At 45.1% G+C, this 26,961-nt stretch carries 23 protein-coding genes and 1 pseudogene; 4 read left to right on the forward strand and 20 right to left on the reverse strand.

Translation table 11 applies throughout. The features are described 5' to 3' along the window. Positions 1-12 precede the first annotated feature (12 nt). Positions 13-376: pseudogene (locus NI462_RS04985) on the forward strand (transposase domain-containing protein); the annotation flags it as partial. 174 nt (positions 377-550) lie between these two features. On the opposite strand, the gene NI462_RS04990 reads toward NI462_RS04985, so the two are convergent. Then, positions 551-1,312: a ferredoxin--NADP reductase gene (locus NI462_RS04990; RefSeq protein ID WP_253159403.1), complete on the reverse strand. Its 762-nt coding sequence runs from the start codon at positions 1,310-1,312 to the stop codon at positions 551-553. Between the two features lie 85 nt (positions 1,313-1,397). Between NI462_RS04990 and gigC the strand changes: the two genes are divergently transcribed. Continuing rightward, complete coding sequence (gigC, locus tag NI462_RS04995) at positions 1,398-2,276, forward strand: LysR family transcriptional regulator GigC (protein WP_004280761.1); 879 nt, start codon at positions 1,398-1,400, stop codon at positions 2,274-2,276. A gap of 39 nt (positions 2,277-2,315) precedes the next feature. Here gigC and NI462_RS05000 read toward each other — a convergent pair whose 3' ends face one another. The 17 genes from NI462_RS05000 to ndhC form a co-directional block, all read right to left on the reverse strand. After that, positions 2,316-3,038, reverse strand: a complete 723-nt coding sequence (locus NI462_RS05000; protein WP_253159405.1) for a cold shock domain-containing protein — start codon at positions 3,036-3,038, stop codon at positions 2,316-2,318. Between the two features lie 161 nt (positions 3,039-3,199). Beyond that, positions 3,200-3,559, reverse strand: a complete 360-nt coding sequence (locus NI462_RS05005; RefSeq protein WP_005252664.1) for a hypothetical protein — start codon at positions 3,557-3,559, stop codon at positions 3,200-3,202. A gap of 193 nt (positions 3,560-3,752) precedes the next feature. Continuing rightward, positions 3,753-4,046: a cold shock domain-containing protein gene (locus NI462_RS05010; protein WP_004732065.1), complete on the reverse strand. Its 294-nt coding sequence runs from the start codon at positions 4,044-4,046 to the stop codon at positions 3,753-3,755. Positions 4,047-4,130: 84 nt separating this feature from the next. After that, complete coding sequence (gene upp / locus NI462_RS05015) at positions 4,131-4,766, reverse strand: uracil phosphoribosyltransferase (protein ID WP_004280765.1); 636 nt, start codon at positions 4,764-4,766, stop codon at positions 4,131-4,133. Positions 4,767-4,889: 123 nt separating this feature from the next. Then, positions 4,890-6,434 carry an NADH-quinone oxidoreductase subunit NuoN gene (nuoN, locus tag NI462_RS05020; protein ID WP_180180500.1) on the reverse strand — a complete coding sequence of 515 codons (1,545 nt, stop codon included), beginning with the start codon at positions 6,432-6,434 and terminating at the stop codon, positions 4,890-4,892. A 3-nt stretch (positions 6,435-6,437) separates the two neighbouring features. Then, complete coding sequence (gene nuoM / locus NI462_RS05025; RefSeq protein WP_004280767.1) at positions 6,438-8,051, reverse strand: NADH-quinone oxidoreductase subunit M; 1,614 nt, start codon at positions 8,049-8,051, stop codon at positions 6,438-6,440. A 1-nt stretch (position 8,052) separates the two neighbouring features. Beyond that, positions 8,053-9,948 carry an NADH-quinone oxidoreductase subunit L gene (gene nuoL / locus NI462_RS05030; protein WP_253159407.1) on the reverse strand — a complete coding sequence of 632 codons (1,896 nt, stop codon included), beginning with the start codon at positions 9,946-9,948 and terminating at the stop codon, positions 8,053-8,055. Continuing rightward, the gene (nuoK, locus tag NI462_RS05035) at positions 9,945-10,253 is read right to left on the reverse strand and encodes an NADH-quinone oxidoreductase subunit NuoK (protein ID WP_004280769.1); all 309 of its coding nucleotides are present in this window, start codon (positions 10,251-10,253) and stop codon (positions 9,945-9,947) included. The genes nuoL and nuoK overlap by 4 nt, the downstream gene beginning before the upstream one ends. Then, a complete protein-coding gene (gene nuoJ, locus NI462_RS05040) occupies positions 10,253-10,771 on the reverse strand; it encodes an NADH-quinone oxidoreductase subunit J (protein ID WP_171054322.1) in 519 nt (172 codons plus the stop codon). The genes nuoK and nuoJ overlap by 1 nt, the downstream gene beginning before the upstream one ends. Then, positions 10,771-11,313, reverse strand: coding sequence for an NADH-quinone oxidoreductase subunit NuoI (nuoI, locus tag NI462_RS05045; RefSeq protein WP_004280771.1), 543 nt, complete (start codon positions 11,311-11,313; stop codon positions 10,771-10,773). The genes nuoJ and nuoI overlap by 1 nt, the downstream gene beginning before the upstream one ends. 18 nt (positions 11,314-11,331) lie before the next feature. Then, the gene (nuoH, locus tag NI462_RS05050) at positions 11,332-12,348 is read right to left on the reverse strand and encodes an NADH-quinone oxidoreductase subunit NuoH (protein ID WP_004280772.1); all 1,017 of its coding nucleotides are present in this window, start codon (positions 12,346-12,348) and stop codon (positions 11,332-11,334) included. 3 nt (positions 12,349-12,351) lie between these two features. Continuing rightward, positions 12,352-15,030 carry an NADH-quinone oxidoreductase subunit NuoG gene (nuoG, locus tag NI462_RS05055; protein ID WP_253159409.1) on the reverse strand — a complete coding sequence of 893 codons (2,679 nt, stop codon included), beginning with the start codon at positions 15,028-15,030 and terminating at the stop codon, positions 12,352-12,354. Positions 15,031-15,041: 11 nt separating this feature from the next. Next, complete coding sequence (nuoF, locus tag NI462_RS05060; protein WP_004280774.1) at positions 15,042-16,373, reverse strand: NADH-quinone oxidoreductase subunit NuoF; 1,332 nt, start codon at positions 16,371-16,373, stop codon at positions 15,042-15,044. Next, complete coding sequence (nuoE, locus tag NI462_RS05065; protein WP_004280775.1) at positions 16,370-16,879, reverse strand: NADH-quinone oxidoreductase subunit NuoE; 510 nt, start codon at positions 16,877-16,879, stop codon at positions 16,370-16,372. The genes nuoF and nuoE overlap by 4 nt, the downstream gene beginning before the upstream one ends. A gap of 14 nt (positions 16,880-16,893) precedes the next feature. Beyond that, positions 16,894-18,681 (reverse strand): NADH-quinone oxidoreductase subunit C/D, encoded by a 1,788-nt coding sequence (gene nuoC, locus NI462_RS05070; protein WP_004732074.1) that lies wholly within the window; start codon positions 18,679-18,681, stop codon positions 16,894-16,896. Between the two features lie 91 nt (positions 18,682-18,772). Beyond that, positions 18,773-19,453 (reverse strand): NuoB/complex I 20 kDa subunit family protein, encoded by a 681-nt coding sequence (locus NI462_RS05075; RefSeq protein WP_004280778.1) that lies wholly within the window; start codon positions 19,451-19,453, stop codon positions 18,773-18,775. Between the two features lie 6 nt (positions 19,454-19,459). Further along, a complete protein-coding gene (ndhC, locus tag NI462_RS05080) occupies positions 19,460-20,005 on the reverse strand; it encodes an NADH-quinone oxidoreductase subunit A (RefSeq protein WP_004280779.1) in 546 nt (181 codons plus the stop codon). 572 nt (positions 20,006-20,577) lie between these two features. Between ndhC and NI462_RS05085 the strand changes: the two genes are divergently transcribed. Next, positions 20,578-20,934 (forward strand): hypothetical protein, encoded by a 357-nt coding sequence (locus tag NI462_RS05085; protein WP_180039025.1) that lies wholly within the window; start codon positions 20,578-20,580, stop codon positions 20,932-20,934. Positions 20,935-21,000: 66 nt separating this feature from the next. Here NI462_RS05085 and bfmS read toward each other — a convergent pair whose 3' ends face one another. Beyond that, the gene (bfmS, locus tag NI462_RS05090) at positions 21,001-22,674 is read right to left on the reverse strand and encodes a sensor histidine kinase BfmS (RefSeq protein WP_005104083.1); all 1,674 of its coding nucleotides are present in this window, start codon (positions 22,672-22,674) and stop codon (positions 21,001-21,003) included. 42 nt (positions 22,675-22,716) lie between these two features. Then, positions 22,717-23,433, reverse strand: coding sequence for a response regulator transcription factor BfmR (gene bfmR, locus NI462_RS05095; protein ID WP_004280782.1), 717 nt, complete (start codon positions 23,431-23,433; stop codon positions 22,717-22,719). A gap of 567 nt (positions 23,434-24,000) precedes the next feature. Here bfmR and NI462_RS05100 point away from each other — a divergent pair. Further along, positions 24,001-26,838, forward strand: a complete 2,838-nt coding sequence (locus NI462_RS05100; protein WP_253159412.1) for a ribonucleoside-diphosphate reductase subunit alpha — start codon at positions 24,001-24,003, stop codon at positions 26,836-26,838. The last annotated feature ends 123 nt before the right edge of the window (positions 26,839-26,961 follow it).

Consider the following 26,961-nt stretch of genomic DNA (forward strand, 5'->3'; position numbering starts at 1 on the left):
ATCGGATTTTTTATGATATTTCAGCAGAATCTTCTAGATCTTAATGGTTGTTTAATCTCTTGAATTTGAGTACTTTTATTCACAATATCCCCGTTGAGTGGGTTGAGTTCATACTCAGATTGAGCAGTTCCGCGACGACTATTTGCAGGCGCCACTTGCCGGCAGATCAGGTACTTTGGCTGGTTCTTGGAATGGTGATTTTTCGTGATGTCCTCATCCATGAAGAGCAAGAAGACTCAATATTTGCGCTTAGTGGTTAGCCTCTTATGACTTGCTGACGCGCATTAGTCTAACCAATACACGTAAACATCTTGGTGCAGATTCTGTGGAGTGGTTATTTCTCCAGACCGATCAGCACTGGGGACAAGAGCATTATCCGGCTGGGCTGTCGGAACTTAGACAGGGATAGGTAGTTTGTTTTAGAGAGGCCTACAAGGCTTCGGAGAGTCAAAATGTCAAAAAACCGTTATCCCTTAGATCACAATGCCGCTCCTGTTAAGGGAACTGCATTACCTTCAAGCAGGGGCTTTTGACGATGCACAGTTCAGCCTTACCAGTAATTCTCGACTGCAATATTACCTTCACCACGACGGTTCATGGTCAGGCCACGGGCTTTTAAGGCTTCTTTGGTATCATCGACCATATCCGGGTTACCACAAAGCATGACATGCGTTGTTTCCGGATTAAGCGCTATACCTGCTGCTTTTTCCAGCTCACCATTGGCAATCAGAATGGGTAAACGGTCGTGTAAAGGTGCATCGGGTTCACGGGTAATAATCGGGATAAATTTAAAACCGGTATGCCCTTCGCCAAAGGTCTCGGCTATTTCCTGAATCCGGTCTACATAAGCGAGTTCTGCCCGGGTGCGCACACTATAAACCAGAGTGATTTTTTCGTATTTGCTCCAGGTTTCAAAGTCTTGCAACATACAAATAAACGGTGCCAGCCCCGTGCCGGTACCCAGTAACCACAAGTCTTTAGGCAAAGGCAATTGATAACGTGCCAAAGTCAGATAACCATAAGGAATTTTTTCCAGATGCAGCTCATCCCCTACTTTGAGGTGCTGTAAATTGGAGGTAAATTTACCTTCTGGAACGACAATCGAGAAAAACTCCAAAGTTTCATCAAAAGGAGATGACACTACCGAATAGGCACGAACCACCAGTTCATCCCCCACTTGTAAACCAATACGCGCAAACTGCCCTGCCGTGAATTTGAAATGTGCTGGGCGTGTCATCGTAAAACTAAATAATGTATTGGTCCAACGGTGTACAGATAAAACTTTTTCTCGGGTAAATTTTTCAATTGACATGATTTCAACGTGGCATGAAAGACTATGCTCATGGTAGCATGGCAACATAATTTATTAATATTTTTTAAATGTTAAGGCTCTACTCATGCGCATGACTTTACGCCAATTGGCTGTTTTTGTAGCAGTGGCACAAGAGGGTACCGTAACGAAGGCTAGCGATGCCGTCAAGCTTACACAAAGTGCGGCTAGTATGGCTTTAGCAGATCTGGAAGATGGTCTGGGTGCTCCACTATTTGACCGTCTAGGCAAACGTTTACAGCTGAATGACCTGGGGCGCTTTCTTCTCCCTCAAGCCCTGGAAATTTTAGGTCGTTGTGAATCTTTTGAACAAGTCGCTAAAGGTGAGCTTCAAAGTATCGATTTACGTTTGGGTGCAACCCTGACGATTTCAGATTATCTGATTCCTGACCTCATGGCCGATTTCTTGAAAATCAAGCCGCAAGCACATTTACAGCTTCAAGTCGGTAATACCCGTCAAATGATTGAAGCGGTGAATCAGTTCCAGCTGGATCTTGCCTTAATTGAAGGTTCCTGTCATCTGCCACAGCTACAATGTATCCATTGGCGTGATGATGAGCTGGCCGTGTGCTGTGCGCCAGACCATCCTCTTGCGCAATTGAACCGTGAACTAACCGCTGAAGATTTCAAATCTGTTGAATGGATTTTGCGTGAAGAAGGTTCAGGTACCCGTGAGGTGTTTGATAATGCCATTTTAAAAGATGTGCCAGATGCTAATATCCGTCTGACACTCGGTCATAATGAAGCGATTTTAAAAATTGTAGCGGGCGGAATTGGTATGTCCTGCATTTCCAAACTTGCAATTGAGCCTTTACGTGAAAAAGGTCAATTGGTGATTCTGGATACACCATTCTGGTCACTGACTCGTCCTCTGTTTATGCTGGTACATCGCCAGAAATATCAGGGCCCAGGTCTAAGAGCCTTTATGAATTTTTGTGAAAGCTAAAATATTAAAAGCACCATAAGGTGCTTTTTTTATGATTCATCAAAACTGACTTTCACATGGTATCCCATCTCCGTCACCATCCATTTTCGTACCTGAACAATTTCTAATAAAGAACACCGCTTCTTCATAGGAATTCATTTGAGGACAACGTGTACGACCATCACATTTAAATTGAGATACAGATGGCGAAGCCGTTTCTGAAGTTTTCGGATTAACGAGGTTACTTTGGCTTCTTAACTCAGTGCCGCGATTTTCCAGGTTCTTCCTACCCTGCTCAGATAATCCTTGCATAGGTAGATCACCTTGCGCTGCTCGCTGTTCAGCGACAATTCGTTGCTGCTCTACCATCAGTTCTTCTAGCTTTTGCTGTTTTTGAACTTGGTAGCTTTGATATTTGTTATAAACAAGAGCAGCAAGAATCACAATAATAACCAATCCTGATATTGTGATTATTTTTGATGTAGCTGATGATTTTTTCTTTTCATAACGTGGAGAAGCTTTGGTTTCAATATCTTCATGTAAATCATTATTCTGCGAAACAGGCATCGTTGCTTTAACATCCAAGCGAACAATATGGTCCGCCTTAAACTTTCCATTCTCTTCTACAATTAAAAACTTTAATTTTTCCCCAATTCTTGGCGGAATATTTTTATTGGGAAAGTCTTTGACGTGAAAAAATAAATCTTTAGATTGCCCTTCGATCTGAATAAAACCAAAACCACGATCTTCGTTATAGGTTTTGATTTTCCCCTCTTGAAACATAATTCGCTCTTATCTTTAATATTTTTTATCATTGTAATCAAAAAGAGACTGAAAATCTTTTGTAAAATTCTCTAAAGCAGAAACACAAAAACTAGAAGGGCATCTTATGGCGGAAGAATAGATCCCTAGTTAAAAGTAAAAAAAGAAAATTTCTTTTTTATTTATACTTCGCCAAAAATCATAAAGCCAACAGCTGATGCCAATGCCAGCCATAGGGTCGGACTAAAGAAAATTGAATTACGTACCGGAACAGACACTGTAGGTGCCAAGGATTGCAAGGCGACGACTTCTGGCATAAATTCATCCTGCACTTTAATATCCAGACGTACCATGTTGTCTAAGGTCATGCTTTCTTGGTGGGGAATGATTCTAAATTTAAGTCGCTCTCCAATTTTTGGCTCAATTTCAGGCAAAGGTAGATCCTGCAACTTGAAACTTAACTCTTGAGCTACCTCAATGAGCTCTAGAGTGCCCATACCACGTTCGGAATCGTAAGTTTTAATTTTTCCATCCGTAAACATGACACTGTTCTCTATAGAATTCATTTAATTTGTATTCTAAGCCAAAGGAAATGTTCAGCATTGTTGCTGTTTAGTGGACTTTTTATGTGTTGTCTGTCTCTTTAAATATGTAAGCGGTGGTGCTATAAAAAAAGAGGCTCGGAAGCCTCTTTTTAAATGTGATTAAAAAAGGATTAAGTATGAGAATAATCCATTAACCACGGAAGTTGTTTAGCAATGCCGATGTAATTGATTTATTGTGTGTCGCCACTTTGGTTTTTTTAGCTTTCTTTGAGTTGTCTTCGACACGTTCAATCTTGATCGCTTTGTACTTATCGCCATTTTCAACAACATTAAATTTCACACGTTCATTGCGTTTTGGCTCGCCTTCTGCCGCAGGGAAGTCTGAAATATGGAAGAATACATCTCCCTCAGCGCAGCCAATAAAACCGAAACCTTTGGCAGGGTCATACTGTTTGATTTTGCCCTGATACAATTCATCTTTCATGCTATTGTCCTATCCTGAAAATGCCCTGTCTACATTATATAAAAAAGAGGCTGTAGTAGCCCCTTTTTTCATCATATTCAAAAATTAGTCTTTTTGAACTGAACCAAAGATTTTATCGCCAGCATCGCCAAGACCTGGAACGATATAACCATTTTCATTTAAGCCATTATCGATAGAAGCAGTAAAAATCACCACATCCGGATGCGTAGCTTCTACACGCTTAATGCCTTCTGGTGCAGCAACCAGAACCATCACACGAATATCTTTACAGCCGCTGGCTTTCAGTACATCAATGGCAGCCACTAAAGAAGAACCAGTCGCCAACATTGGATCAATGATCATCGCGATACGGTTTTGTACGTCTGGAACCAGTTTTTTATAATAGGTACGTGCTTCCAGAGTTTCTTCATCACGCTCTAAACCAAGTACTGATACTTTTGCACTTGGAATCAGGTTCAAGAAACCGTCGAGCATACCAATACCGGCACGTAGAATTGGCACAACCGTGATTTTTTTACCCGCAATACGGTCAACTGTAACAGCACCATTCCAGCCATCAATATCATGTTCAACCATTGGCAGGTCTTTAGTTGCTTCATAAGTCAGAAGCATGGTCACTTCTTGAGCTAACTCACGGAAATTTTTGGTACTAATATCTGCACGACGGAGTAAACCAAGCTTATGTCGAATGAGTGGATGACGGATTTCATGGATTGCCACGGGAGAACACCTAAAAGGTTAAAGATAAATTTCCGCTATTATAAAGGCTTTTATTGATTTGTATAAATAAAAAAGCCCCCAATCATGGAGGCTTTTTTGTAATAACGTCAATCTTTGCAGATATTAGTTAAAACCACTTTGAACCAAAGTGAAAATGAACTGTTGCAATTCAGGTGACATGGCAAAGAATGCATATTTAGATACTGCAATCATCGGATCTGGGTAGACACCAATCACAAGTACCGCAAGCGCAGCAAGAAGTACCATGATACCACCGACTTTTTGACCCCAATGATTCACCGCATCTAGACGTGGTGTTTCAGGTGGCGTCATGTAAAGCACAACCATCACACGCAGGTAGTAATACAAACCGATACCAGAACCCAGGATGACCATGGCAGTCAGGAACCAGGCTTCGCCTGCAACTGCAGTTTTAATCACCAGGAACTTACCGATAAAGCCGGCAGTTAAAGGAATACCTGCAAGAGACAGCATCATTACTGTCAATACAGCAGTTAATACTGGACGGCGCCAGAACAGACCACGGTATTCAGCCAGACTACCCGCTTCATCCGTATTGTTATACGGACTAGACATTAGCGTAACAACACCGAACGCACCGATCGTGGTTAATACATACGTAATTACATAGACGTTTACACTTTCAAAAGTCGCGAAACCTTGAACTTGTAAGAAATCCGTATTACGTGAACTGACGATGGCGACCAGCAAATAACCAAAGTGTGCAATTGAAGAGTATGCCAAGATACGTTTCAAGTTCACTTGGCGAACCGCCAGCAAGTTACCTGCAAGGATAGACAGAACCGCAATAATCGAAATGATCGTTACGAAGCTGTCTGCCAGGATTAGGCCCGAAGACAACGCATAACGAACAAACAGACCAATCATCGCCACTTTCGCAACAGTCGCAAGGAAAGTTGCGATTGGCGCTGGCGCACCAGCGTATACGTCTGGTGTCCATTTGTGGAATGGTGCCAGCGATAATTTAAATGCCACAGCAAATACAATTAATGCCAGACCAATCACGACAGCCGGTTGACTGAATACTGTAAACAGTTTGCCTGGTTCCGCAACGAAACTTAAAGTACCTGTATATGCATAAATATATGCCATACCCATGAGCAGCATTGCAGACGCAGTTGCTGAAAGCACTAGATATTTCACACCCGCTTCAAGCGATTGAGAACGTTGATGTGTATATGCCAACAAGCCATATACAGGAATCGACATCAACTCAAGGCTGATAAAGAATGATGCATAGTGTGAGCTAGCCACCATTAGCATGGCACCCGCAACGGATGTCAGCATCAGGATATATAACTCTTCACGGTTATCTTTATAGGTTTCGATATACGCGTGAGATAGCGTTGCACATGCAAGTGCAGCAATCAGGATCACAAACTGGTACAGCATCGTAAATGGATCTACGATGAACAGATTCATCACGTTGGCAGGTGCAAACACGCCTGCCAACAAAACGAAAATGATATAGAACGCAGCAAGGTTTAAACCAATCACCGTGGTAGTAGCCACCAGGTTATGGTTACGCTTGATTGCGGTCAGCAACATCACGACGATCGCAGTTAACGACACGATCATCACAGGTGCTAGAGGCATAAGCTCAGAAAAAGACATTGTGAAGTTCATGGCTTATTGGATCTCCACATTTTCAAGTTGAGTCGTTACTTGATCAGCAACTTCAACCACTTCTTGAACTGGAATGTAGCTATTCGCTAACCACGCCATGCTTGAGTTAGAAACGTCAAGGAAGCTTTGTGGATATAGACCAAGCCAAAGTAGACCAAACGCACAGATCAACAATAATGCGATTTCACGTGCATTTAGATCTTTTAATGGATTTGTATAGTGCTGCTGTTGCGCTTCATTTGGTACACCAAACAGGGCTTTGTGAATCAGGATCAGACCGTACAGACCCGCAAATACCAAGCTGATTGCCGCAAGAATGGTAAACGCCGGGAATTTCGCATAAGCACCCATCAGGATCAGGAACTCACCAATGAAGTTACCTAGACCTGGAATACCTACAAGCGCCGCAACGAAGAACATCAGGAAGAATGCAAGATACGGGAATTGACCACGCATACCACCCATCAAACGCATATCACGCGTATGCACACGCTCATATACCTGACCACACATAATGAACAGCGCAGCAGATGAAATACCATGTGCCAACATCATGATCATCAGACCCTGGAAGGTCAGGATGTTACCTGCGTAGATCGCAAGTAAAACGAAGCCCATGTGTGAAATAGAGGTATAAGCCAACAGGCGTTTCATGTCGGTTTGCTGGAAAGCACACCAAGCACCGTAGAAAATACCGATTAAACCAAGAATGATTGCGAAGTCTGCAAACTGTGCAGACGCTGCCGGGAAGAACGGAATCACGAAACGTAATAAACCGTACGCCGCAGTCTTAATCAAGATACCTGCAAGATCGACAGAACCCGCTGTTGGTGCTTGCGCATGCGCATCTGGTAACCAGCCGTGTAATGGGAAAACTGGAAGTTTTACCGCAAAACCGATGAATAAACAGATCATGAATGCATAAGCCACCGCTGGCGCCTGAGCGTCAAGCGTATTCGCCACACCTAATAGATAGTTGTAGTCGAAACGGATTTCGCCAGTCATGGTATAGCCCACAGTCACCAGACCAAGGATACCAATCAGCATCACCAAACCGGCAACCTGCGTGTAAATGAAGAACTTGTTAGCTGCATAAACACGTGACTTGCCTTCTGCCCCTTTATGACCCCAAAGGGCAATCAGGAAGTAGATCGGTACCAGCATCATCTCCCAGAAGAAGAAGAACAGGAATAAGTCAATCGCCAGAAACACACCGATGACACCACCTAAAGACCATAAAAGGTTCAAGTGGAAGAAACCAACGTTCTTTTGAATCTCGCCCCATGAACAGCCTACTGCCAATACACCCAGGAGTGCAGTCAAGCCAACCATAAGAAGTGATAAACCATCCACTGCTAAGTGAATGTTAATGCCCAGGGTTTGAATCCAAGGCAATTTGAATTCGGCAGCCCACGAAGGTGTAGCACCGCCTAATTCATAGTTGTAAGTACCAGTCTGCCAAAGGACTATGGTCAAGACCAAGGTCACCAGCATACCGATCAGCGCGATATAACGCGGCAAGTGTTGGTCGAGTTTATCGACCAACCAGCATATGAAACCTGCAATGAACGGAATGAGGATCAGAGCCGGCAAAATAATATTGTTTGGAGCTTCCATTTTATTTCCCCACGACCTGAATCACGATCAAGATCATCAGTAGGACAACGACACCGAGCCCCATACTAGATGCATATTCACGCAGTGAACCGGTTTGACGTGAACTTGTAAAGCTGTGACCACCTTTAACAAGTGCAGGAAGTACCAGCCATAGGCCATCAATTGGATCACGACCAAAGATTTTCGCGAACAATAAATATGGCTTCACGAAAATGATGTCATACAGCGTATCGAAACCTAATGCATTACGGCAGATATTGACCAGGCCAGCACCTACAGAAGTGGCTGCAAAACGTTTGACTGCATTGTAAGCAAAAGCGAACAACACAACACCCACTGCAAGACCTGTTAACGCAACAGCGATTGCGATGTATTCAGCACCATGTGCACCTGCTTCAAGCGCTTCAGGAATAATGAAGGCTGGAATTTGGGCTGCATCCAGAATGCTCATTACCGGTGCTTTCAGGACGATCGCCAGACCTGTTGAAAGTACAGCAAGAATTGCCAGTGGCGCCCAGTAAGTTGCACCTTGGATTTCATGATAAGGTGTGTTTTCTTTGCCAAAGAATACAACCCAAATTAAACGGAATGTATAAATAGAGGTTAAGAATGCACCTGCAACACCGACCCAGTACAGCGTGTTATACACTGGTAAACCAGCAATATGACTTTGCGTCCAGACTGCAGCAAGAATCGCATCTTTTGAGAAGAAACCAATCGTCAGGAATGGAATCGCTGCCAATGCACCGCCACCAATCGCGAAACATGCAAACAGGAATTTGTTCTTGTAGAACAGACCGCCCATCTTGAAGATGTTTTGTTCGTGATGATAAGCCAGAATCACTGCACCAGACGACAAGAACAAGAGTGCCTTGAAGAATGCGTGAGTCAGCATATGGAACAGACCTGCCTGGTATGCTTCAGCACCTACCGCCATAAACATATAACCGAGCTGACTCATGGTTGAGTATGCCAGAATACGTTTGATGTCGGTTTGAACCAGTGCAGCAAAACCAGCCACAAGCAAGGTCACCGCACCTGTGATCGAAATAAATACCATCACTTCTGGTGCAAGTTCAAAGACTGCGAACAGACGGCAGCACAGGTAAACACCGGCTGTTACCATTGTTGCAGCATGGATCAATGCAGAAACAGGTGTCGGACCTGCCATCGCATCGGCTAACCATGTTTGTAACGGGATCTGTGCAGATTTACCTGCCGCACCCAAGAATAAGAGCAATGCTGTCCAGATGGTCAATGAAGAACTTTGCGTCATTACAGTCGCCGCATTTTCGACGATGTACTGAATGTTCAAGGTACCGAATTGCTGGAAGATCAGGAACATGGCAATCAGCAGGAATACGTCACCAATACGGGTCACAGTAAATGCCTTGATTGCCGCCAGACCGTTTGCCGGGTTCTGGTAGTAATAACCGATCAACAGGTATGAACACAGACCTACGCCTTCCCAACCCAGGAATAACAACGCCAGGTTGTCACCCAATACCAGCAATAACATGCTGGCAACGAACAGGTTGAAGTAAGAGAAGAAACGTGCAAAGTCTTCTTCACCGCGCATATACCATGATGCAAAGATGTGAATTAAGAAACCCACACCAGTGACCATGCCCAGCATCAATAAAGACAAGCCATCCAGCTGCAAGCTGATGCCCGGAGCAAAACTGCCAACATTGAACCAGGTCCAAAGATGTTGTACTACTGCAGTTGAACCATTGTTAACAAAGTCCATACCTGCAATCAGTGCGAACAGTGCAGATAAACCGACTGCACCCACACCAATCATCGCTGCAACAGATTCCGGAAGCTTGTTGCGCCCCGCCGCTAACAGGACAAAACCAATGAGCGGAAATAAAATTGTTAGATATAAATAACTCATCCGCGCATCTCACTAGCAGCATCCACATCCAGGTGATGGAAGCGATGATAGAACTGAAGGACGATCGCAAGACCAATACAAGCCTCTGCCGCAGCAAGCGTCAGGATCAGGATAAACATGATCTGACCATCTGGCTGTGCCCATGCACTGCCCGCCAGGACGAACGCTAAAGCAGCAGCGTTCATCATGATTTCAAGGCTCATTAAAATAAATAGTAGGTTGCGTCGCACCATTACACCGTAAAAACCCAGTGCAAAGAGAATAGATGCAACGATCAAACCATGCTCTAAAGGGATGTTGCCCATTATTCTTTTTCCTCTTCTGCATCTGGTTCACGTTTACCCAAATGGAATGCAGCTACCAAGGCAGCAAGCAATAACATCGCGGCAACTTCAACCAACAACAAGTATTGCGTAAAGAGTGCTTGACCCACTGCTTTCGGGCCCACCATTTCTGTACCCATTACCAGTGAAGCTTGTGTGTAATCAGAGTTTAATACCCATACCAGCACCAAACCGATCAGGAAGCTCATCAACGCCGGATAAGCCCAAGCCGATGAAGTCAACCATTTACGTTCTTGTTCAACGGTCTGCTCACCCAGGTTCAGCATCATTACCACGAACACGAACAACACCATGATCGCGCCCGCATAAACGATCACTTCCAGCGCACCAGCGAATGGCGCACCGACGATCAGGAACATGCCTGCGACTGCAAGCAATGACACGATCAGGCTTAATAAAGCATGTACCGGATTCGCGTTAGTAACAACGCGAACCGTAGAGACAATGGCCACGAGGGCCATTAAATAAAATGGCCACATCATGGTAATAGACTCCGTACATCAACAGGTGCACTTTCACGCTGTGCTTGACCTTTGTCCTTGCCTGCAACTGCCATACCGGTTACACGGTAGAAGTTATAGTCAGGATATTTACCAGGACCAGAAATCAGCAGGTGTTCTTTTTCATAGACCAGGTCCTGACGAACATATTCGCCAAGCTCGAAGTCCGGGGTCATCTGAATCGCAGTGGTTGGACACGCTTCTTCACACATACCGCAGAAAATACAACGCGAGAAGTTGATACGGAAAAATTCCGGATACCAGCGACCATCTTCACGTTCTGCTTTTTGTAGTGAAATACAGCCTACCGGACAGGCAACCGCACACAGGTTACATGCCACACAGCGTTCTTCGCCATCAGGGTCGCGCGTCAATACGATACGACCACGGAAGCGTGGTGGCACGATTTCTTCGGCCGGCACTTCCGGATATAAAATGGTGTCACGTTTACGTGTTGCGTGGCTGAACACCATCCACAACGAACGAACGATTGACCCGAATCCAGCTAGAAATTTAAACATTTTGTTCTCCCTGCTGTCTTAGGCCTGATTCATCAGAATCACAGCACCAGTTACCAAAAGGTTAACCAACGCCAATGGCAAGCAAATTTTCCAACCAAAGTTCATCACCTGGTCATAACGTGGACGCATTAATGAACCACGCGCCAGTACAAACATCATTACAAAGAATGCTGTTTTGATAATGAACCAGAATGCTGCTGGAAGGAACGGAATATCAAGGTTGAATGGCGCAAGCCAGCCACCGAAGAATAACGTCACGATCAATGCAGAGATCAGTACCACGTTGACGTATTCCGCAACGAAGAACATCCCCCACTTCATACCGCCGTATTCAACATGGTAACCTTCTGCCAGTTCCTGTTCTGCTTCTGGTTGGTCAAATGGATGACGATGCGTTACCGCAACACCCGCAACCACGAAGATCAAGAAACCCAGGAACTGGGGAATTACAAACCAAACATCTTTTTGCGCTTCAACGATTTCACGCATGTTGAATGAGCCGGCAATTGCCACCACACCCATCAACGAGATACCCAAGAACACTTCATAAGAAATGGTCTGAGCCGCAGAACGTAAACCGCCCAGTAAGGCATATTTGTTGTTTGATGACCAGCCACCGAACAGGACTGCATAAACTGCAATACCCGCCATTGCCATAAAGAACAACAGGCCGATGTTCATGTCTGCTACACCTAAATAAGGTGATACAGGAATAACCATGAACGACAGCACCGCAGTTGCCATCGCAACTGCTGGCGCCATACGGAAAGTCAATTTGTCAGCAAACTTAGGTGTCCAGTCTTCCTTGAACATGATTTTCAGCATGTCGGCAACAATCTGGAACATACCACCCGGACCAACACGGTTCGGACCGTAACGGTCTTGCCACAAGCCGAGTAAACGACGTTCAATAAAAGACATCAACGCAGCGATCAGTACTACAACCAGCAAGATCACAATCGCTTGAATGACTGAATAGGCAATTGGCCAGTTTTCAGCCCACAGCGGCGTTTGACGGATTAATTCTTGTTCCATGAATTACACTCCTACCGCGACTGAAACAGGCTCTGCAAGAGATACCGTCGGTGCCAGACCGATTGGGTAGCCAATATAACCTGTCGGTAAATATTCAATCACTTGAACTGGAAGAACGATTGACGTCTCACCTGCTTTCACCGTGATTGTCTGACCATCTTGAACATTCAGGCGCGCTGCATCCTGCTCACCCACTGCAAATACCGCTTCAGGAATACGTGTTTCCATCGCTGGTGTTTTTACCGTGAATTCACCTGAACCAAAGATATGGTGCATTGGTACCAGACGGAAGCTTTCAGCATTGACCAGAACAGGTGCCGGTGCAACGAATGTACGTGCCGGACGTTTTGCCAAACGGTCGAATAAACGAACGCCTGAATCACCACCTTTGAGTGAACCACCTACAGTTTCCTGGAACTTGTTCCAGGCTTGTGGCGAGTTCCAGCCTGCAGACCATGCAAATGGAACCAGTGGAGATGGAGTCTGGTCTCCGACATAACCTTCCATCGAGAACGTTAATGCAGAGTCTTTATCTGTAGGCTGTTTCGGCTCATGTACAGACAATGGCGAACGCATTGAAGTACGACCTGAGTAACGACGTGGTTCACGTGCCACTTTCAAGCCATGAACACGGAAGCCCGCATCAGGTGCAACATCCAGAATGCCTTCAAGCGCAGGGACATTTTTAGCCACTGACTCGATCACATCATCCAGTAAAGTCCAAGAAATCGCTTTGCCTTTTACGCCTGTTTCCAGAGCGTGTAACCAGCGCCAAGATTCCTTGATCGCCAATTCAGGATTGTAGTAGCTTGGGTCATACACTTGATAGAAACGTTGTGCACGGCCTTCTTGAGATACAACCGTACCATCACCTTCAGCAAACGATGCAGCAGAAAGTACGATGTCGGCTTTTTTCACTGTTTCAGTTTCAGAGTGATCCAGTACGATTACATCTTTACCTGCAAGTGCAGCATCGACCTGTGCAGCAGGAAGACGACGGTAAAGGTCGTTTTCAACCACAATTACAGTATCGTAATCTTGTGCAAATGCTTGCTCTAGGCTTTGACCACCCAAGATCGCCATACCCATCGAGTTCACTTCAGGAACCGTCAAAGTCAGACCCGCATTACCCAGATTCTGTGCAACTTGTGCAGCAGCTTCCATAATGGCAGGATCTTGCAAGCTTGTACCCGAGATAATCAGTGGTTTCTTCGCAACTTTTAAAGTGTCCGCAATGGTTTGTGCAAATGCTTTGGCATCGTCATCTAAACCAAGAATCGTTTCACCAGCAACTGCTGCAGCAACTGCAAAACCTAAACGTGCGATGTCGTTTGGAGAAGCAACTACTTCACCTTCAGCAACATCAGACAAACGGGTTTGTGTCGCAGCCAGGATGTAAATCGGAGATTTTGCATCTTGGGCAATACGTTGTACCGGCTCAGCTAACCATTCTTGCGTACGGCGCTCTGCCGCCATCTCTTTGCCTTTATTTTTCGCAGCCTGGCGAACAGATAAAGCCATACGTGGCGCAGTTTGTGTGAGGTCTTCACCCAAAATTAACACAGCATCGTAGCTTTCAATTTCACGCATGTTCGGGTTGTAAACACCCTCGGTTTGCATGATAGAAGCTGCCAACTCAACCAGATTCTGTTCTTTTTGAGATAGACCTGTTGAGAAGTTCTCTTGACCCACCAACTCACGAAGTGCGAAGTTTGATTCAAGTGATGCACGCGGTGAACCAATACCCAATACTTTTTTGCCCTGGATATTTGCAATGACCGTGTCTAGTGCTGCATCCACTGAAACAGTTTCAACAGTTGCACCTTGACGGAATTGTGGTTGACGCGGACGGTCCTCACGGTTCACATAACCTGTACCGAAACGGCCTTTGTCGCATAGGAAGTACTGGTTGACTTCACCGTTATAACGGTTTTCTACGCGGCGAAGTTCGCCATAACGCTCACCCGGAGAGATGTTACAACCTGAAGAACAGCCTTGGCATACGCTTGGCGCATACTGCATGTCCCATTTACGGTTGTAGCGAGCCGAATGAGTTTTGTCGGTGAATACACCTGTTGGACAGACTTCAGTCAGGTTGCCCGAGAATTCAGACTCTAAAGTACCTGATTCAGGACGACCGAAGTACACACGTGATGCATTGGCATACACGCCAAAGTCCGTACCACCTGCGTAGTCTTTGTAATAACGCACACAACGGTAACACGCGATACAACGGTTCATTTCGTGAGAAATGAATGAGCCAAGCTCCTGGTTGTAATGGGTACGCTTCGTGAAACGGTAGCGACGACGGTCATGCTGCGTCATTACAGTCATATCTTGTAAATGACAGTGACCCCCTTCTTCACAGACTGGACAGTCGTGCGGATGGTTGGTCATCAAGAATTCAACAATCGAAGCACGGAAATCTTTGGCTTCTTTGTCTTCAATCGAGATGTAGGTATTGTCAGATGCTGGCGTCATACATGACATGACCAAACGGCCACGCGTATCTTCTGGATTCGCGTACTGGGTCACCGCACATTGACGGCAAGAACCGACAGAACCTAAGGATGGATGCCAACAAAAGTATGGGATATCAATGCCAAGACTCAAACATGCTTGTAGCAAGTTTTCCGAGCCGTTGACTTCATACGATTTGCCATCGACATGAATTGTAGCCATAGTCGAATTCCTTAAGCTTGTTCTACGTTGCTGGTTTGAGCGGCGGCATTCACAACCTTCGCTTCAAATTCGCCACGGAAATATTTGAGTGCGCCCATAAGCGGCTCCATTGCACCCGGTGCGTGGGCACAGAAAGTTTTACCAATCCAAAGCTTACGAGTCAGTTCTTGTAAGTGATCGATATCTTCTTTCTTACCTGTGCCATCTTCCAGTGCTTTCAGCGCTTTCACAGCCCAAGGTAAGCCATCACGGCAAGGCGTACAGAAACCACATGATTCGCGTGCAAAGAATTCTTCGAGGTTACGTGTCGCTGAAACCATACATTGGGTTTCATCTACCACCATCAATAAGCAAGTTCCTAAACGCGAACCTGCTTTCATGATGCTTTCCGCATCCATAGGAAGATCAATATGCTCGGCAGCCAGGAAGTCAGTCGATGCACCACCCGGTAACCATGCTTTCAGTTTTAAGCCGTCACGCATACCACCAGCATGGTCTTCAATCACTTCACGTGCTGTCGTACCAAATGGAAGCTCCCATAGACCCGGGAATTTCACTTTACCTGATGCACCATAAATCTTGGTGCCTGGATCTTTCGACTTACCAGCAGATAAGTTGATGTACCATTCAGGACCACGCAGCATGATTGCCGGTAAGTTGTTGTAGGTCTCTACGTTGTTCACAATCGTAGGACGACCCCAAGCACCTGCAACTTGCGGGAATGGCGGTTTAGTACGCGGGTTGGCACGGCGACCTTCAAGCGAGTTAATCAATGCAGTTTCTTCACCGCAGATATAACGACCCGCACCGGTATGCACGTGTAACTCGAAGTTCCAGCCTGTACCGAGGATGTTATCCCCCAAATAACCTTTGGCACGAACTTGCTCAAGTGCTTCATTTAAGTACTGAGCAGCTTCGATGTACTCGCCGCGGATAAAGATATAACCGTGTGTTGCTTCAAGCGTATAACCCGCAATCAGCATCCCTTCGATCAATTGATGCGGAAGATCTTCCATCAACAAACGGTCTTTAAAGGTACCTGGTTCCATCTCATCGGCATTACAAATCAGGTAACGTGGACCTGAGTTGTCGTTTGGCGCCATCAAAGACCATTTAATGCCTGCCGGGAAGCCTGCACCGCCACGACCTTTAACAGTCGCTGCCTTAACCACTTCCAATACATCTTTAGGCGACATGGTCAGTGCTTTTTTAAAGCCTGCATAACCTTCCAGCGCTTCGTAATCATCTGCATTACGTACGTTGGCTTGTTTGCTTAAACGCCATGTTAATGGATGCGTTTCCGGGTTACCGTCGCCATAAATTGGTTTTGGTTCAGTATTCATACATACTTCTCCAACAGCTGTTTCACCGAAGTCACTTCAACCAGACCGTGCGTGTCTTCATCAATCATTAAGGTTGGACCTTTGTCACAGTTGCCCAGACAGCAAATTGGCAGCAAAGTGAAACGACCATCTGCAGTCGTTTGACCAAACTGAATGCCTAATTCGCGCTGGAATGCTTCTGCCAAAGTTTCCGCACCCATCAAGAAACACGCAATCGAATCACATAATAAAATTACGTGACGACCGACCGGCTGACGGTAAATACGGTTATAGAACGTTGCCACACCTTCCAGGTCTGCAACGCTCATGCTCAGCATTTGTGCGATGGCATTCATTTGCGCATCATCTACCCAGCCATTACGGCGTTGTACACACTTCAGCGCATCTAGACACGCTGCACGTGGGTATGGGTAGTGCCCCATGTGATGTTCGATATCGTGAATTTCGTCCGCAGTCAAAATTCCTTCAACATTCACACGTGGCTTTTTATCAGTCAAAATCATCATAATGCGATTACCCCTTAGCGATCCACGTCAGCCATTACGACGTCAATGGTCGCTAAATAAATGATTAAGTCAGACATTAAGCTGCCGTTAATCACAGAAGGCATTTGCTGTAAATGCGTGAAGGTTGGTGTACGGATACGGGTACGGTAACTCATGGTTGACTTGTCTGAAGTCAAGTAGTAGTTCGACGCGCCTTTTACCACTTCCGCCATCACAGATGCTTCACCCGCCGGCATTACAGGACCCCAAGATACGCTCAGGAAGTGCGTAATCAAGGTTTCAATATCTTGTAATGTCTTGTCTTTTGGTGGTGGAACAGCCAGTGGATGGTCTGCTTTGTACGCACCAGACGGCATATTATCTAAACATTGTTTGATAATTTTCAGTGATTCTTCGATTTCACGGTAGTGAACGATGACACGTGCATAGGCATCGCCTTCGTACTCAACCGGCACTTCGAAGTCGTAATTTTCATAACCGCTATATGGGCGGTATTTACGTACGTCAAAGTCGATACCTGTAGCGCGTAGACCTGTACCTGTCACACCCCAAGCCAATGCAGATTTTGCATCGTATTGCGCAACATTACGGGTACGACCCACAAACACCGAGTTTTTCAGCGCTGCAGTATGGTATTCCTTCAAACGTTTCGGCATCCAGTCCAGGATTTCACGGATCAGGTGCTGCCAGTTGTTTGGAAGGTCGTGTGCGGTACCGCCAATACGGAACCATGCCGGGTGCATACGGTAACCGGTGATCGCTTCAATCGCGTCATAGATTTTCTGACGATCGGCGAACATGTAGAAGACTGGCGTCATACCGCCGGCATCCTGAATCGCAGTACCAATGAACAGCAAATGGTTATTGATACGGAACAGTTCAGACATCATCACGCGGATACATTGCGCACGGTCAGGTACAGTAATACCCGCCATTTGCTCTACGCCAAGCACATAAGGCATGTTTTGCGCACAACCACCGAGGTAGTCGACACGGTCTGTATACGGAATGAATGAATGCCAGGTTTGACGTTCAGCCATCTTTTCCACACCACGGTGGTGATAACCAATATCAGGCACACAGTCTTTCACTTCTTCACCGTCCAGCTGCAAGATCACACGGAACGCACCGTGCGCAGATGGATGGTTCGGACCCAAGTTCAGGAACATGAAGTCCTCATCGGCATTGCCGCGCTTCATACCCCAATCTTCAGGGACGAAACGAAGATGTTCCTGTTCGTAGTCCTGTTTGGCTTTATCTTGCAAATACGGCGTATATTCAGTCGCACGTGCAGAATATTCTTTACGTAGCGGATGACCTTCCCAATAGGTTGGCAACAAGATACGACGGAGCATTGGATGCCCTTCGAAATTGATCCCGAACATATCGTAAGCTTCGCGTTCGTACCAGTTGGCATTTGGCCAAATATTGGTTGCCGTCGGAAGATTCAAATCGCTTTCAGCTAAGGCAACTTTAATACGAATGTCAGTATTACGCTCGAGCGACAACAGGTGATAGAACACGGTGAAGTCAGACGCAGGTAAACCGTCGCGGTGCGTACGCAGACGCTCATCTACCGCTGACAGGTCGAACAACATCACGTAAGGACGTGACACTGTACGCAAGAACATTAAAACTTCTTGTACACGTGCGCGCTCAACCCAGACTGTCGGGAAATCCTCGAAAGTCGTTTGCACAAAGAAGTTCTCACCAAATTTGGTTTTGAGTTCTTCAATGATGGCAAATGCTGGGCGTGAATCAACAGGCGTTGATTCTGGCATAGCAATGTCAGTTTCAGCCATTGGCTTGGCTTCCTATTTAATACAAATTCAGTCAACCTAAACGACAATTACACCCATAGCGGGTGCACAACAAAACAACCTGTCGTTTAAATTATTTAATTTCATCCATAGAGCGTAAGTTCTTCACAGCAACACGCTGGTCTTTCTTACGGTCACGTTCCGGCATCATCTTTGGCTTATACACTGGCTTAAGATCATCACCGATCACCGCAGAAAGCGGACGACGCTCTAGTTGAATCTGGTCTTGCAACAGCATCAATGCCTGAATCAAAGCTTCAGGACGTGGTGGGCAACCTGGAATATACACATCGACCGGGATGATTTTATCCACACCTTGTACGACTGAATAAATATCGTACATACCACCTGAGTTGGCACATGCACCCATTGAAATGACCCATTTTGGTTCAAGCATCTGTTCGTACAGACGCTGAATTACTGGCGCCATTTTTACGAAGCAAGTACCCGCTACAATCATTAAGTCCGCCTGACGCGGTGAAGCACGGATAACCTCGGCACCAAAACGTGACAAGTCATGCACGCCGGTCAAGGTCGTTGCATATTCTACGTAGCAGCAAGATGTACCAAAGTTAAATGGCCAAACTGAGTTTTTACGACCCCAGTTGACTGCTGTATGTACCACATCCTCTAAGCGAGTCATGAATACATTTTTATTCACTTCTTCTTCTAGCAACGGATCTTCTACAACAATACGTTCCTGAAGTGGATATTGGTCAGCATTCGGATTCGCACGGGTTAATGTATATTTCATCCCGTCTTACTCCTTATCAGATAATTGAGTTTGTGACTTTTTCACAAAACCAGATGATTGAGCCGGGATTTGACCCGTTGGATCCATCACCAATTCTTCAATCGAGTTGAAGCGCGTAATTTCTGCAAGATCCATATTTGGCGAACCAATCTTAGCTTTAATTCCTGCTGCCTTACGTCTGTCTGAAGGTGCCCAATTGAGTGCGCCTGTCGATAATTCGTAAATCAAACCAACAAGTAAAACTATGATAAAGATAGCTGCAGTTGCAAAACCAATCCAACCTACCTCACGAACAGAAACTGCCCATGCATATAGATAAAGTGCTTCTAAATCAAACACCACAAAGAAAATTGCAACTAAATAGAACTTTGCAGACAAGCGGATACGAGCTCCACCTGCGCTAACTACACCTGACTCAAACTGCTCCTGCTTGGCACGGCCCCATGATTTACCCCCGAGGAGTAATGGGACAGTCAGCATAAAGACGCATAAAAATGTAACGCCGATCACGAAGGCAATAATTGCCCATTCGTATGGAGTAATAGCACTCATGCGGGGATAACTCCTGGCAGGCCTATTTGTTAACAAAGAATGTATGTATTGGCCTTCAAATACACCAAACACAAAATTAATCCCGCCAATTGTACCTGATTTTGGATTTCACTTGCTAGTTTATAAGCCTTAGTCTTTGGGATGATTTTTTAGACATTTCAGCATTTAATTTGACTTTAATCATTCAGAATTCGTTTTAATCGTTTTCCCAAATTAAATTTTAATTATCTATTAATTTTTTTATAAAGAGCACTTCCAGAAAATAGGCTGATCGATGAGCTGCTTTTCTCGCCCACCCATTTAGATATAGTCTTTTTCACTATTGAATCCAAGTTAAATCGGATAAAAACTTATTTTAACAACTATTTCTTCTTTCAAACCAATTGATTTAACTTGATATTTAATGTGATTTTTTATATTTAACTGTTGCTTTACCCCCTGCAGCTACTTGGTAATCTTGGATTGGCAATTGTGTCTTTTTGCAACATGCTCAACGGACTGATTCAGAATATGTTATTTCTATTTCTAAACCACATCATGACATTAATAAAGTAACAATAAGGAGTCCTTGCATGTCTCTACGCTTTTCGCATAAGCCGAATTATTTTTTATTTGCTCAATTACTGGTTCGACATATAGAAAATTACATCCAGAAAAATCCTAACATAAGCCAGGCCGCTTTTGACTTACGTGACATCCATGCACTTTTTCAAGAGGACCACGCCTCTTCCAGCATCAATCTGGATGGCATTATGAATATCGCTGACGAATATAAAGTCGAAACGTTATCAGGCGACCAGAAACTGATTCAGCGCTATAACGTCGATGCGAAAAATACCAAACTGTTGATCGACTTTAACCCTGAAGCGCTACAAAGCTTAAAAGAGGGCAAATCACTCATTGAACCTGATGCGACCATTCAGGAATAAAATCTCTTCCAATAAAAAACGATGCTGATGCATCGTTTTTTTATGACCAAAATCATTTACACAATATCAAGCTAAATGATCACTCGCTTCCTCTGGCTTTTTTTCCAGCATTTTGCGCTTACTCTTCTTGACATAACGTTGTGCCGGCCAGGTCATGGTAAAACGCGCACCACCCAGCGTCGGACTTTGATCCACCTGAATCGTGCCACCAAACCAGTACGCAATCCGGCTGACAATCGACAAACCTAAACCATAACCACCCGACGCACGGGTACGGCTATCATCCAGTCGGGCAAAGGCTTCAAAAATGCGGGCACGATCTATTTCTGGAATTCCCGGCCCGTCATCTTCAACGCAAACATAGGCCTGACCATCCTGATCCAGACCGCCGCTAATCAAGATTTTATTATCGCAATAACGTACAGCATTGCCGACCAGATTCTGAATTACACGATGCAGATAACGACGCTCCGCCTCTACTGTGACCGCAACAGGCATTGGATGTAATTCGATGATTTTCTGGGTTTTCAGCGCTTCAGTTTCTTGTGCCACCTGATTCAGTACGTCATACAGATCGATTTGCTCAAACTCAATCGACGGCATGCCCTGTTCCAGTTTGGCATAGGTCATGATCTCATCAATCAAGGTATTCAGCGCTTCAATATCTTTATCAATCTGTTCCACCTGTTGCAGACGATAATCGTAGTCATCTTCATCCGCCATCATTTCCACACCAAAGCGGATTCGTGCCACCGGTGTACGCAACTCATGCGACACCGCACGCATCAACTCACGCTGCGCTTCGATCAAACGCTGGATATGATCTGACATATTATTATAGCTAGACGCCAGTGTAGACATCTCGTCACTGCCTTCCACAGGAAGACGCAATGACATATTACCCGATTTCATTTTGTTTAAGGCATAGCTGACTTCACGCAACTTACGCTGCATCGGAACCAGAAGACCATAAACACCCAGACTCAACACAAAAAGGCTTAATAAGGTAATACCGGTCGCCAACTGGAATGGCATCCAGTTAAACAAGGGTACCGGCCCCATGACCAATACTTGCGAGGTCGAACCAGGAATCGGTGAAATAATTGAAATTGTGGTACCACGAATAGAGGCATTGTCGCGGTATAAAATGATGCTGTGATCCAGACGCAGACGTCCGATTTGCTCGGAGTCTAAAGGTAGATTCTGGACATTTTCGATAGAAACCGGATAAGAAAAATAATCCTGAATACGAGCCAGATATTCTTTTTCCTGACCTGGATAGTAGACCAGATAGTCCAGGATAAAGACTGGTAAGGCCTTCATCTGGCGCTCAGTAATACTGTCGGCCTTAATATAAAGGTAATGACCCGGGTCATCGCGCAGCCCAACCACAATATAGGCAATACCTGATTCGGCGTCCCAACGCACCACCGCTTTTCGTTCGGCAATACGGCGCCCTTCAGCACGGGTAATATCGACCTTACTGGCTTCTACATAATGGATAGGTAATTCCAGCAAATCGGAGGCATCAGAAACCCAATCCATCTTTTGCTGGAGATTTGGCTGGCGTGCGACCCCTTCACTGATGATATATGCCATACCATCAGTCAGGGATTCGCGATATTCTTGCGCACGCTGATAGTTGATAATCTGTACCAACAAATAGCCGAACACCGCCACCAAGACGACAAGGATGACGAGTCCTGCGTATATACGCAAAAATATACTGTGTTTAAACACCTATAATTTATCCTGCTTGTTCAAGCAACAAACCACATTTGCTTAAAGACCATTGGTCTCTTTAACAAAAAGATAACCCTTACTACGTACTGTTTTAATACGCTTCGGATTTTCTGGATCGTCACCGATTTTTGGACGGATACGAGAAATACGCACATCGATTGAACGGTCTTGACCATCATATTCGATACCACGTAAACGCTCGAAAATATCTTCGCGAGAGAGAATACGGCCAGCATTCGATGCAAGCAACCATAACAGGTCATATTCTGCACTGGTAAAATCAACCAGATCGCCATTTAAGGTCACTGAACGGCCGCCATTGTCGATGACCAGATCATCAAATTCGATGCGCTGTGCCACTTCATCTTCAGGCACCTTGTCAGTACGACGCAGCAATGCACGAATACGTGCCAGCAATACACGTGGCTGAACCGGTTTAGCGACATAGTCATCTGCACCCATTTCCAGACCCAAAACCTGATCCATGTCTTCAGTACGCGCAGTCAACATCAAAATCGGTTGATGATAATGTGGACGCACTTCACGGCAAATGGTCAAGCCATCCGCACCTGGCAACATCACATCCAGCACCACCATATCTGGCTGCTCGGCAATAATCCGACGAATGGCACGGTTACCATCCGGCTCTACCCCCACCTCAAGTCCGTTACGAATGAGGTATTCTTGCGTTAAACGGGCAAGACGCTCGTCATCTTCAACAATTAAAATCTTGGGTAACTTTTCTTCTTGGCTCATGTATTGCCCCTTATTTGGTGGATCTACGCTATAGGCGTATCCTTTTGAAATCCAATAGATACGTTTTTAATATGCTTGCAATATACACACGTTTACATTGTAAACAAGATAGCGTTCACCAAACTGATACATCAAGATAGCATTTTGTAATATTTTATCGTGCATTTTTTGGACAATTATGCTTGAAACAGCGGCTTAGATCTGATTTGCGATTTACACAACTATTACATGGACAAAATATGACTGCTTGATTCAGCACTTTTTAGTTATCCACAGTGTTATCTATAAGCACTTTCTTTTGACTTTGTTATGCTATGCCTTGCCTGATAAGGCTTATACAAAAATCAATAAAAATAGCGATATTTTTACAAGGATTAAAGCACAACTTAAGAAAAATATTTAGCTAAATGTCAATATTGATCTACCCTAAATTTTCCCGTATCTTGTGTTCAATTAATTTTAAAACCACTAGGTCTTGTGTTTATTCCTCAAACACTGTGGCATGAATTTTGCCCAGTTCAAACGGTCTATAAACATAAAAATAGATGACAACGGAGCTATGCTAACATGAGCGTAATCACTTCAACTCCTGGTCAACTTCAGGTGATTAAACGCACCGGTGATGTTGCCGCTTTTGATGCAGAAAAAATTTCTGTCGCAATTGGTAAAGCGTTTTTGGCGGTTGAAGGCCAACAAAGCGCTGACTCGAGCCGGATCCATGATCGTATCGAGCAACTGACGGAAATGGTATTAAATACCTTTAAACGTCGTTTACCTTCTGGCGGAACGATTCATATTGAAGAAATTCAAGACCAAGTTGAACTTGCGCTAATGCGTACGGGCGAACAGAAAGTTGCACGCTCTTATGTCATTTACCGTGAACAACGTTCTGAAGCACGTAAACAGTTAGGTGCTCATCATCACCCGACCCTGCAAATTACTGATGCTGAAGGCAAACTCAAGCCACTAGATTTAAGTGCTTTAACTGCGCATGTTACTAAAGCAGCAGAAGGCCTTGAAGGGATTGATGTACAAGCGATTGTCGATGAGACCGTGAAAAACTTGTACAACGGCGTAAAAGAGTCTGACATCTCGACCACGATGATGATGGCGACCCGTACCCGTATCGAGCAAGAACCTAACTATACATATGTGACTGCACGTTTATTGCGTGATGACCTGGTTGCGACTGGTTTGAAATTCCTGGGTCTACCTGTAGATACAGTTGAAGGCGATGCGCTGGAAACTTACCTGAAAAAAGGGATTGAGCTTGAGCTGCTTTCTCCAGAATTGCTGAACTTTGACCTGGCGAAACTGGCTGCTGCGATTCAACCGGAACGCTCTAACCAGTTTACTTACTTGGGTCTGCAAACTTTATTTGACCGTTACTTCATCCATTCAGATGGCGTACGCTTCGAACTTCCGCAATTGTTCTTTATGCGTGTTTCTATGGGCTTGTCGCTCAATGAAGAAAACCGTGAAGACCGTGCAATCGAGTTCTATAACTTATTATCTAGCTTCGACTACATGGCTTCGACGCCTACCCTGTTTAACTCAGGTACGCTTCGTCCACAATTGTCGAGCTGCTACTTAACCACCATTGATGATGACCTGTATGATATTTATGGCGCAATGCGTGATAACGCCATGCTGTCTAAATGGGCAGGCGGTTTGGGTAACGACTGGACACCAGTGCGTGCTTTAAACTCTTACATCAAAGGCACCAATGGTAAGTCGCAAGGTGTAGTTCCATTCCTTAAAGTCGCGAACGATACGGCTGTTGCGGTCAACCAAGGTGGCAAGCGTAAAGGTGCAGTTTGTGCATATCTTGAAACCTGGCACCTGGACATTGAAGAATTCCTGGAACTTCGTAAAAACACTGGTGATGACCGTCGTCGTACCCACGACATGAACACAGCGAACTGGGTTCCTGACCTGTTCATGCAACGTGTATTCGAAGATGCTGAATGGACACTGTTCACACCTTCTGAAACCCCAGATCTACATGATTTGACCGGTGCAGAATTCGCTGAGCGTTATGCTTACTACGAAGGCATTGCCAAAGAAACAAACATGCTGCACAAGAAAATCCGTGCAAAAGATTTGTGGCGCAAAATGCTGTCGATGTTGTTTGAAACGGGTCACCCGTGGATCACATTCAAAGACGTATGTAACTTACGTTCACCGCAACAACACGTTGGTGTAGTGCACTCTTCTAACCTGTGTACCGAAATTACGTTGAACACCAGCAAAGAAGAAATCGCGGTGTGTAACTTAGGTTCAATCAACCTGGTTCAACACGTGCAAGGCGGTGTACTGGATCGCGAAAAACTGGCACGTACAGTAAAAACTGCTGTGCGTATGCTCGACAACGTGATTGACATCAACTACTACGCTGTTCCACAAGCACGTAATTCAAACCTGAAACACCGTCCGGTCGGTATGGGTATCATGGGCTTCCAGGATGCTTTATACGAAATGAATCTGGCCTATGGTTCTGATGCTGCGGTTGAGTTTGCTGATGAATCGATGGAAGTGATTTCTTACTACGCGATTTCAACGTCAAGTGACCTTGCTGTTGAACGTGGTACATACGAAACATTCAAAGGTTCATTGTGGGATCAGGGTATTTTACCAATCGACTCGCTTGATCTGGTTGCGAAAACACGTCCTGAACGTATGTTCGAAGTAGACCGCACTCAACGTTTGGATTGGGACACTTTACGTGCCAAAGTTCAAAAAGACGGTATGCGTAACTCAAACGTGATGGCAATTGCTCCGACTGCAACGATTTCTAACATTTGTGGCGTGTCTCAATCGATTGAGCCTACTTTCCAGAACTTGTATGTGAAATCGAATCTGTCTGGCGAGTTCACCGTGATTAACCCGTACTTGGTACGTGCGTTGAAAGAACGTGACCTTTGGGATGCAGTAATGGTCAACGACCTGAAACATTTCGAAGGCTCTGTACAGAAGATTTCCCGTATTCCTGAAGAGCTTAAAGCCATCTTCGCGACTGCATTTGAAGTAGATACACGTTGGATCGTAGATGCTGCATCACGCCGTCAAAAATGGATCGATCAGGCTCAGTCTCTGAACCTTTACATCGCTGGTGCAAATGGTAAAAAACTGGACATCACTTACAAAATGGCTTGGTTACGTGGTCTTAAGACGACTTATTACCTACGTGCATTGGGTGCGACTTCTGCTGAGAAATCGACTATTAATACTGGCGCATTGAACGCAGTTAAACCTGCAACTGTTGCGGCTCCTGTTGTAGCAGCAGCCCCTGTCGTTGAAGCGCAAAAACCTGAAGCTCCTGCAGAGGAAGAAGGTTTTGCTCAAGCGGCACCAGTGCCAATGGCATGTTCAATTGACAATCCTGATTGTGAAGCTTGTCAGTAATCTGACAGGTTTTAAATCCTCCCCCGACCCTCCTTTAATAAAGGAGGGAGAAAGTCCCCCTTTTATAAAGGGGGATTTAGGGGGATTACGAAATTTAGGCAATAAAAAAGCCCTCTAGCGTCG

The sequence above is a fragment of the Acinetobacter lwoffii genome (assembly GCF_024129715.1).
Classification (GTDB): Bacteria; Pseudomonadota; Gammaproteobacteria; order Pseudomonadales; family Moraxellaceae; genus Acinetobacter; species Acinetobacter lwoffii_U.

Bases quoted from the DNA above. Each gene is read 5' to 3' on its own strand.
- NI462_RS04990 (WP_253159403.1), bottom strand. From the start codon at position 1,312: ATGTCAATTGAAAAATTTACCCGAGAAAAAGTTTTATCTGTACACCGT.
- gigC (WP_004280761.1), top strand. From the start codon at position 1,398: ATGCGCATGACTTTACGCCAATTGGCTGTTTTTGTAGCAGTGGCACAA.
- NI462_RS05000 (WP_253159405.1), bottom strand. From the start codon at position 3,038: ATGTTTCAAGAGGGGAAAATCAAAACCTATAACGAAGATCGTGGTTTT.
- NI462_RS05005 (WP_005252664.1), bottom strand. From the start codon at position 3,559: ATGTTTACGGATGGAAAAATTAAAACTTACGATTCCGAACGTGGTATG.
- NI462_RS05010 (WP_004732065.1), bottom strand. From the start codon at position 4,046: ATGAAAGATGAATTGTATCAGGGCAAAATCAAACAGTATGACCCTGCC.
- nuoN (WP_180180500.1), bottom strand. From the start codon at position 6,434: ATGAACTTCACAATGTCTTTTTCTGAGCTTATGCCTCTAGCACCTGTG.
- nuoM (WP_004280767.1), bottom strand. From the start codon at position 8,051: ATGGAAGCTCCAAACAATATTATTTTGCCGGCTCTGATCCTCATTCCG.
- nuoL (WP_253159407.1), bottom strand. From the start codon at position 9,948: ATGAGTTATTTATATCTAACAATTTTATTTCCGCTCATTGGTTTTGTC.
- nuoK (WP_004280769.1), bottom strand. From the start codon at position 10,253: ATGGGCAACATCCCTTTAGAGCATGGTTTGATCGTTGCATCTATTCTC.
- nuoJ (WP_171054322.1), bottom strand. From the start codon at position 10,771: ATGTGGCCATTTTATTTAATGGCCCTCGTGGCCATTGTCTCTACGGTT.
- nuoI (WP_004280771.1), bottom strand. From the start codon at position 11,313: ATGTTTAAATTTCTAGCTGGATTCGGGTCAATCGTTCGTTCGTTGTGG.
- nuoH (WP_004280772.1), bottom strand. From the start codon at position 12,348: ATGGAACAAGAATTAATCCGTCAAACGCCGCTGTGGGCTGAAAACTGG.
- nuoG (WP_253159409.1), bottom strand. From the start codon at position 15,030: ATGGCTACAATTCATGTCGATGGCAAATCGTATGAAGTCAACGGCTCG.
- nuoF (WP_004280774.1), bottom strand. From the start codon at position 16,373: ATGAATACTGAACCAAAACCAATTTATGGCGACGGTAACCCGGAAACG.
- nuoE (WP_004280775.1), bottom strand. From the start codon at position 16,879: ATGATGATTTTGACTGATAAAAAGCCACGTGTGAATGTTGAAGGAATT.
- nuoC (WP_004732074.1), bottom strand. From the start codon at position 18,681: ATGGCTGAAACTGACATTGCTATGCCAGAATCAACGCCTGTTGATTCA.
- NI462_RS05075 (WP_004280778.1), bottom strand. From the start codon at position 19,453: ATGAAATATACATTAACCCGTGCGAATCCGAATGCTGACCAATATCCA.
- ndhC (WP_004280779.1), bottom strand. From the start codon at position 20,005: ATGAGTGCTATTACTCCATACGAATGGGCAATTATTGCCTTCGTGATC.
- NI462_RS05085 (WP_180039025.1), top strand. From the start codon at position 20,578: ATGTCTCTACGCTTTTCGCATAAGCCGAATTATTTTTTATTTGCTCAA.
- bfmR (WP_004280782.1), bottom strand. From the start codon at position 23,433: ATGAGCCAAGAAGAAAAGTTACCCAAGATTTTAATTGTTGAAGATGAC.
- NI462_RS05100 (WP_253159412.1), top strand. From the start codon at position 24,001: ATGAGCGTAATCACTTCAACTCCTGGTCAACTTCAGGTGATTAAACGC.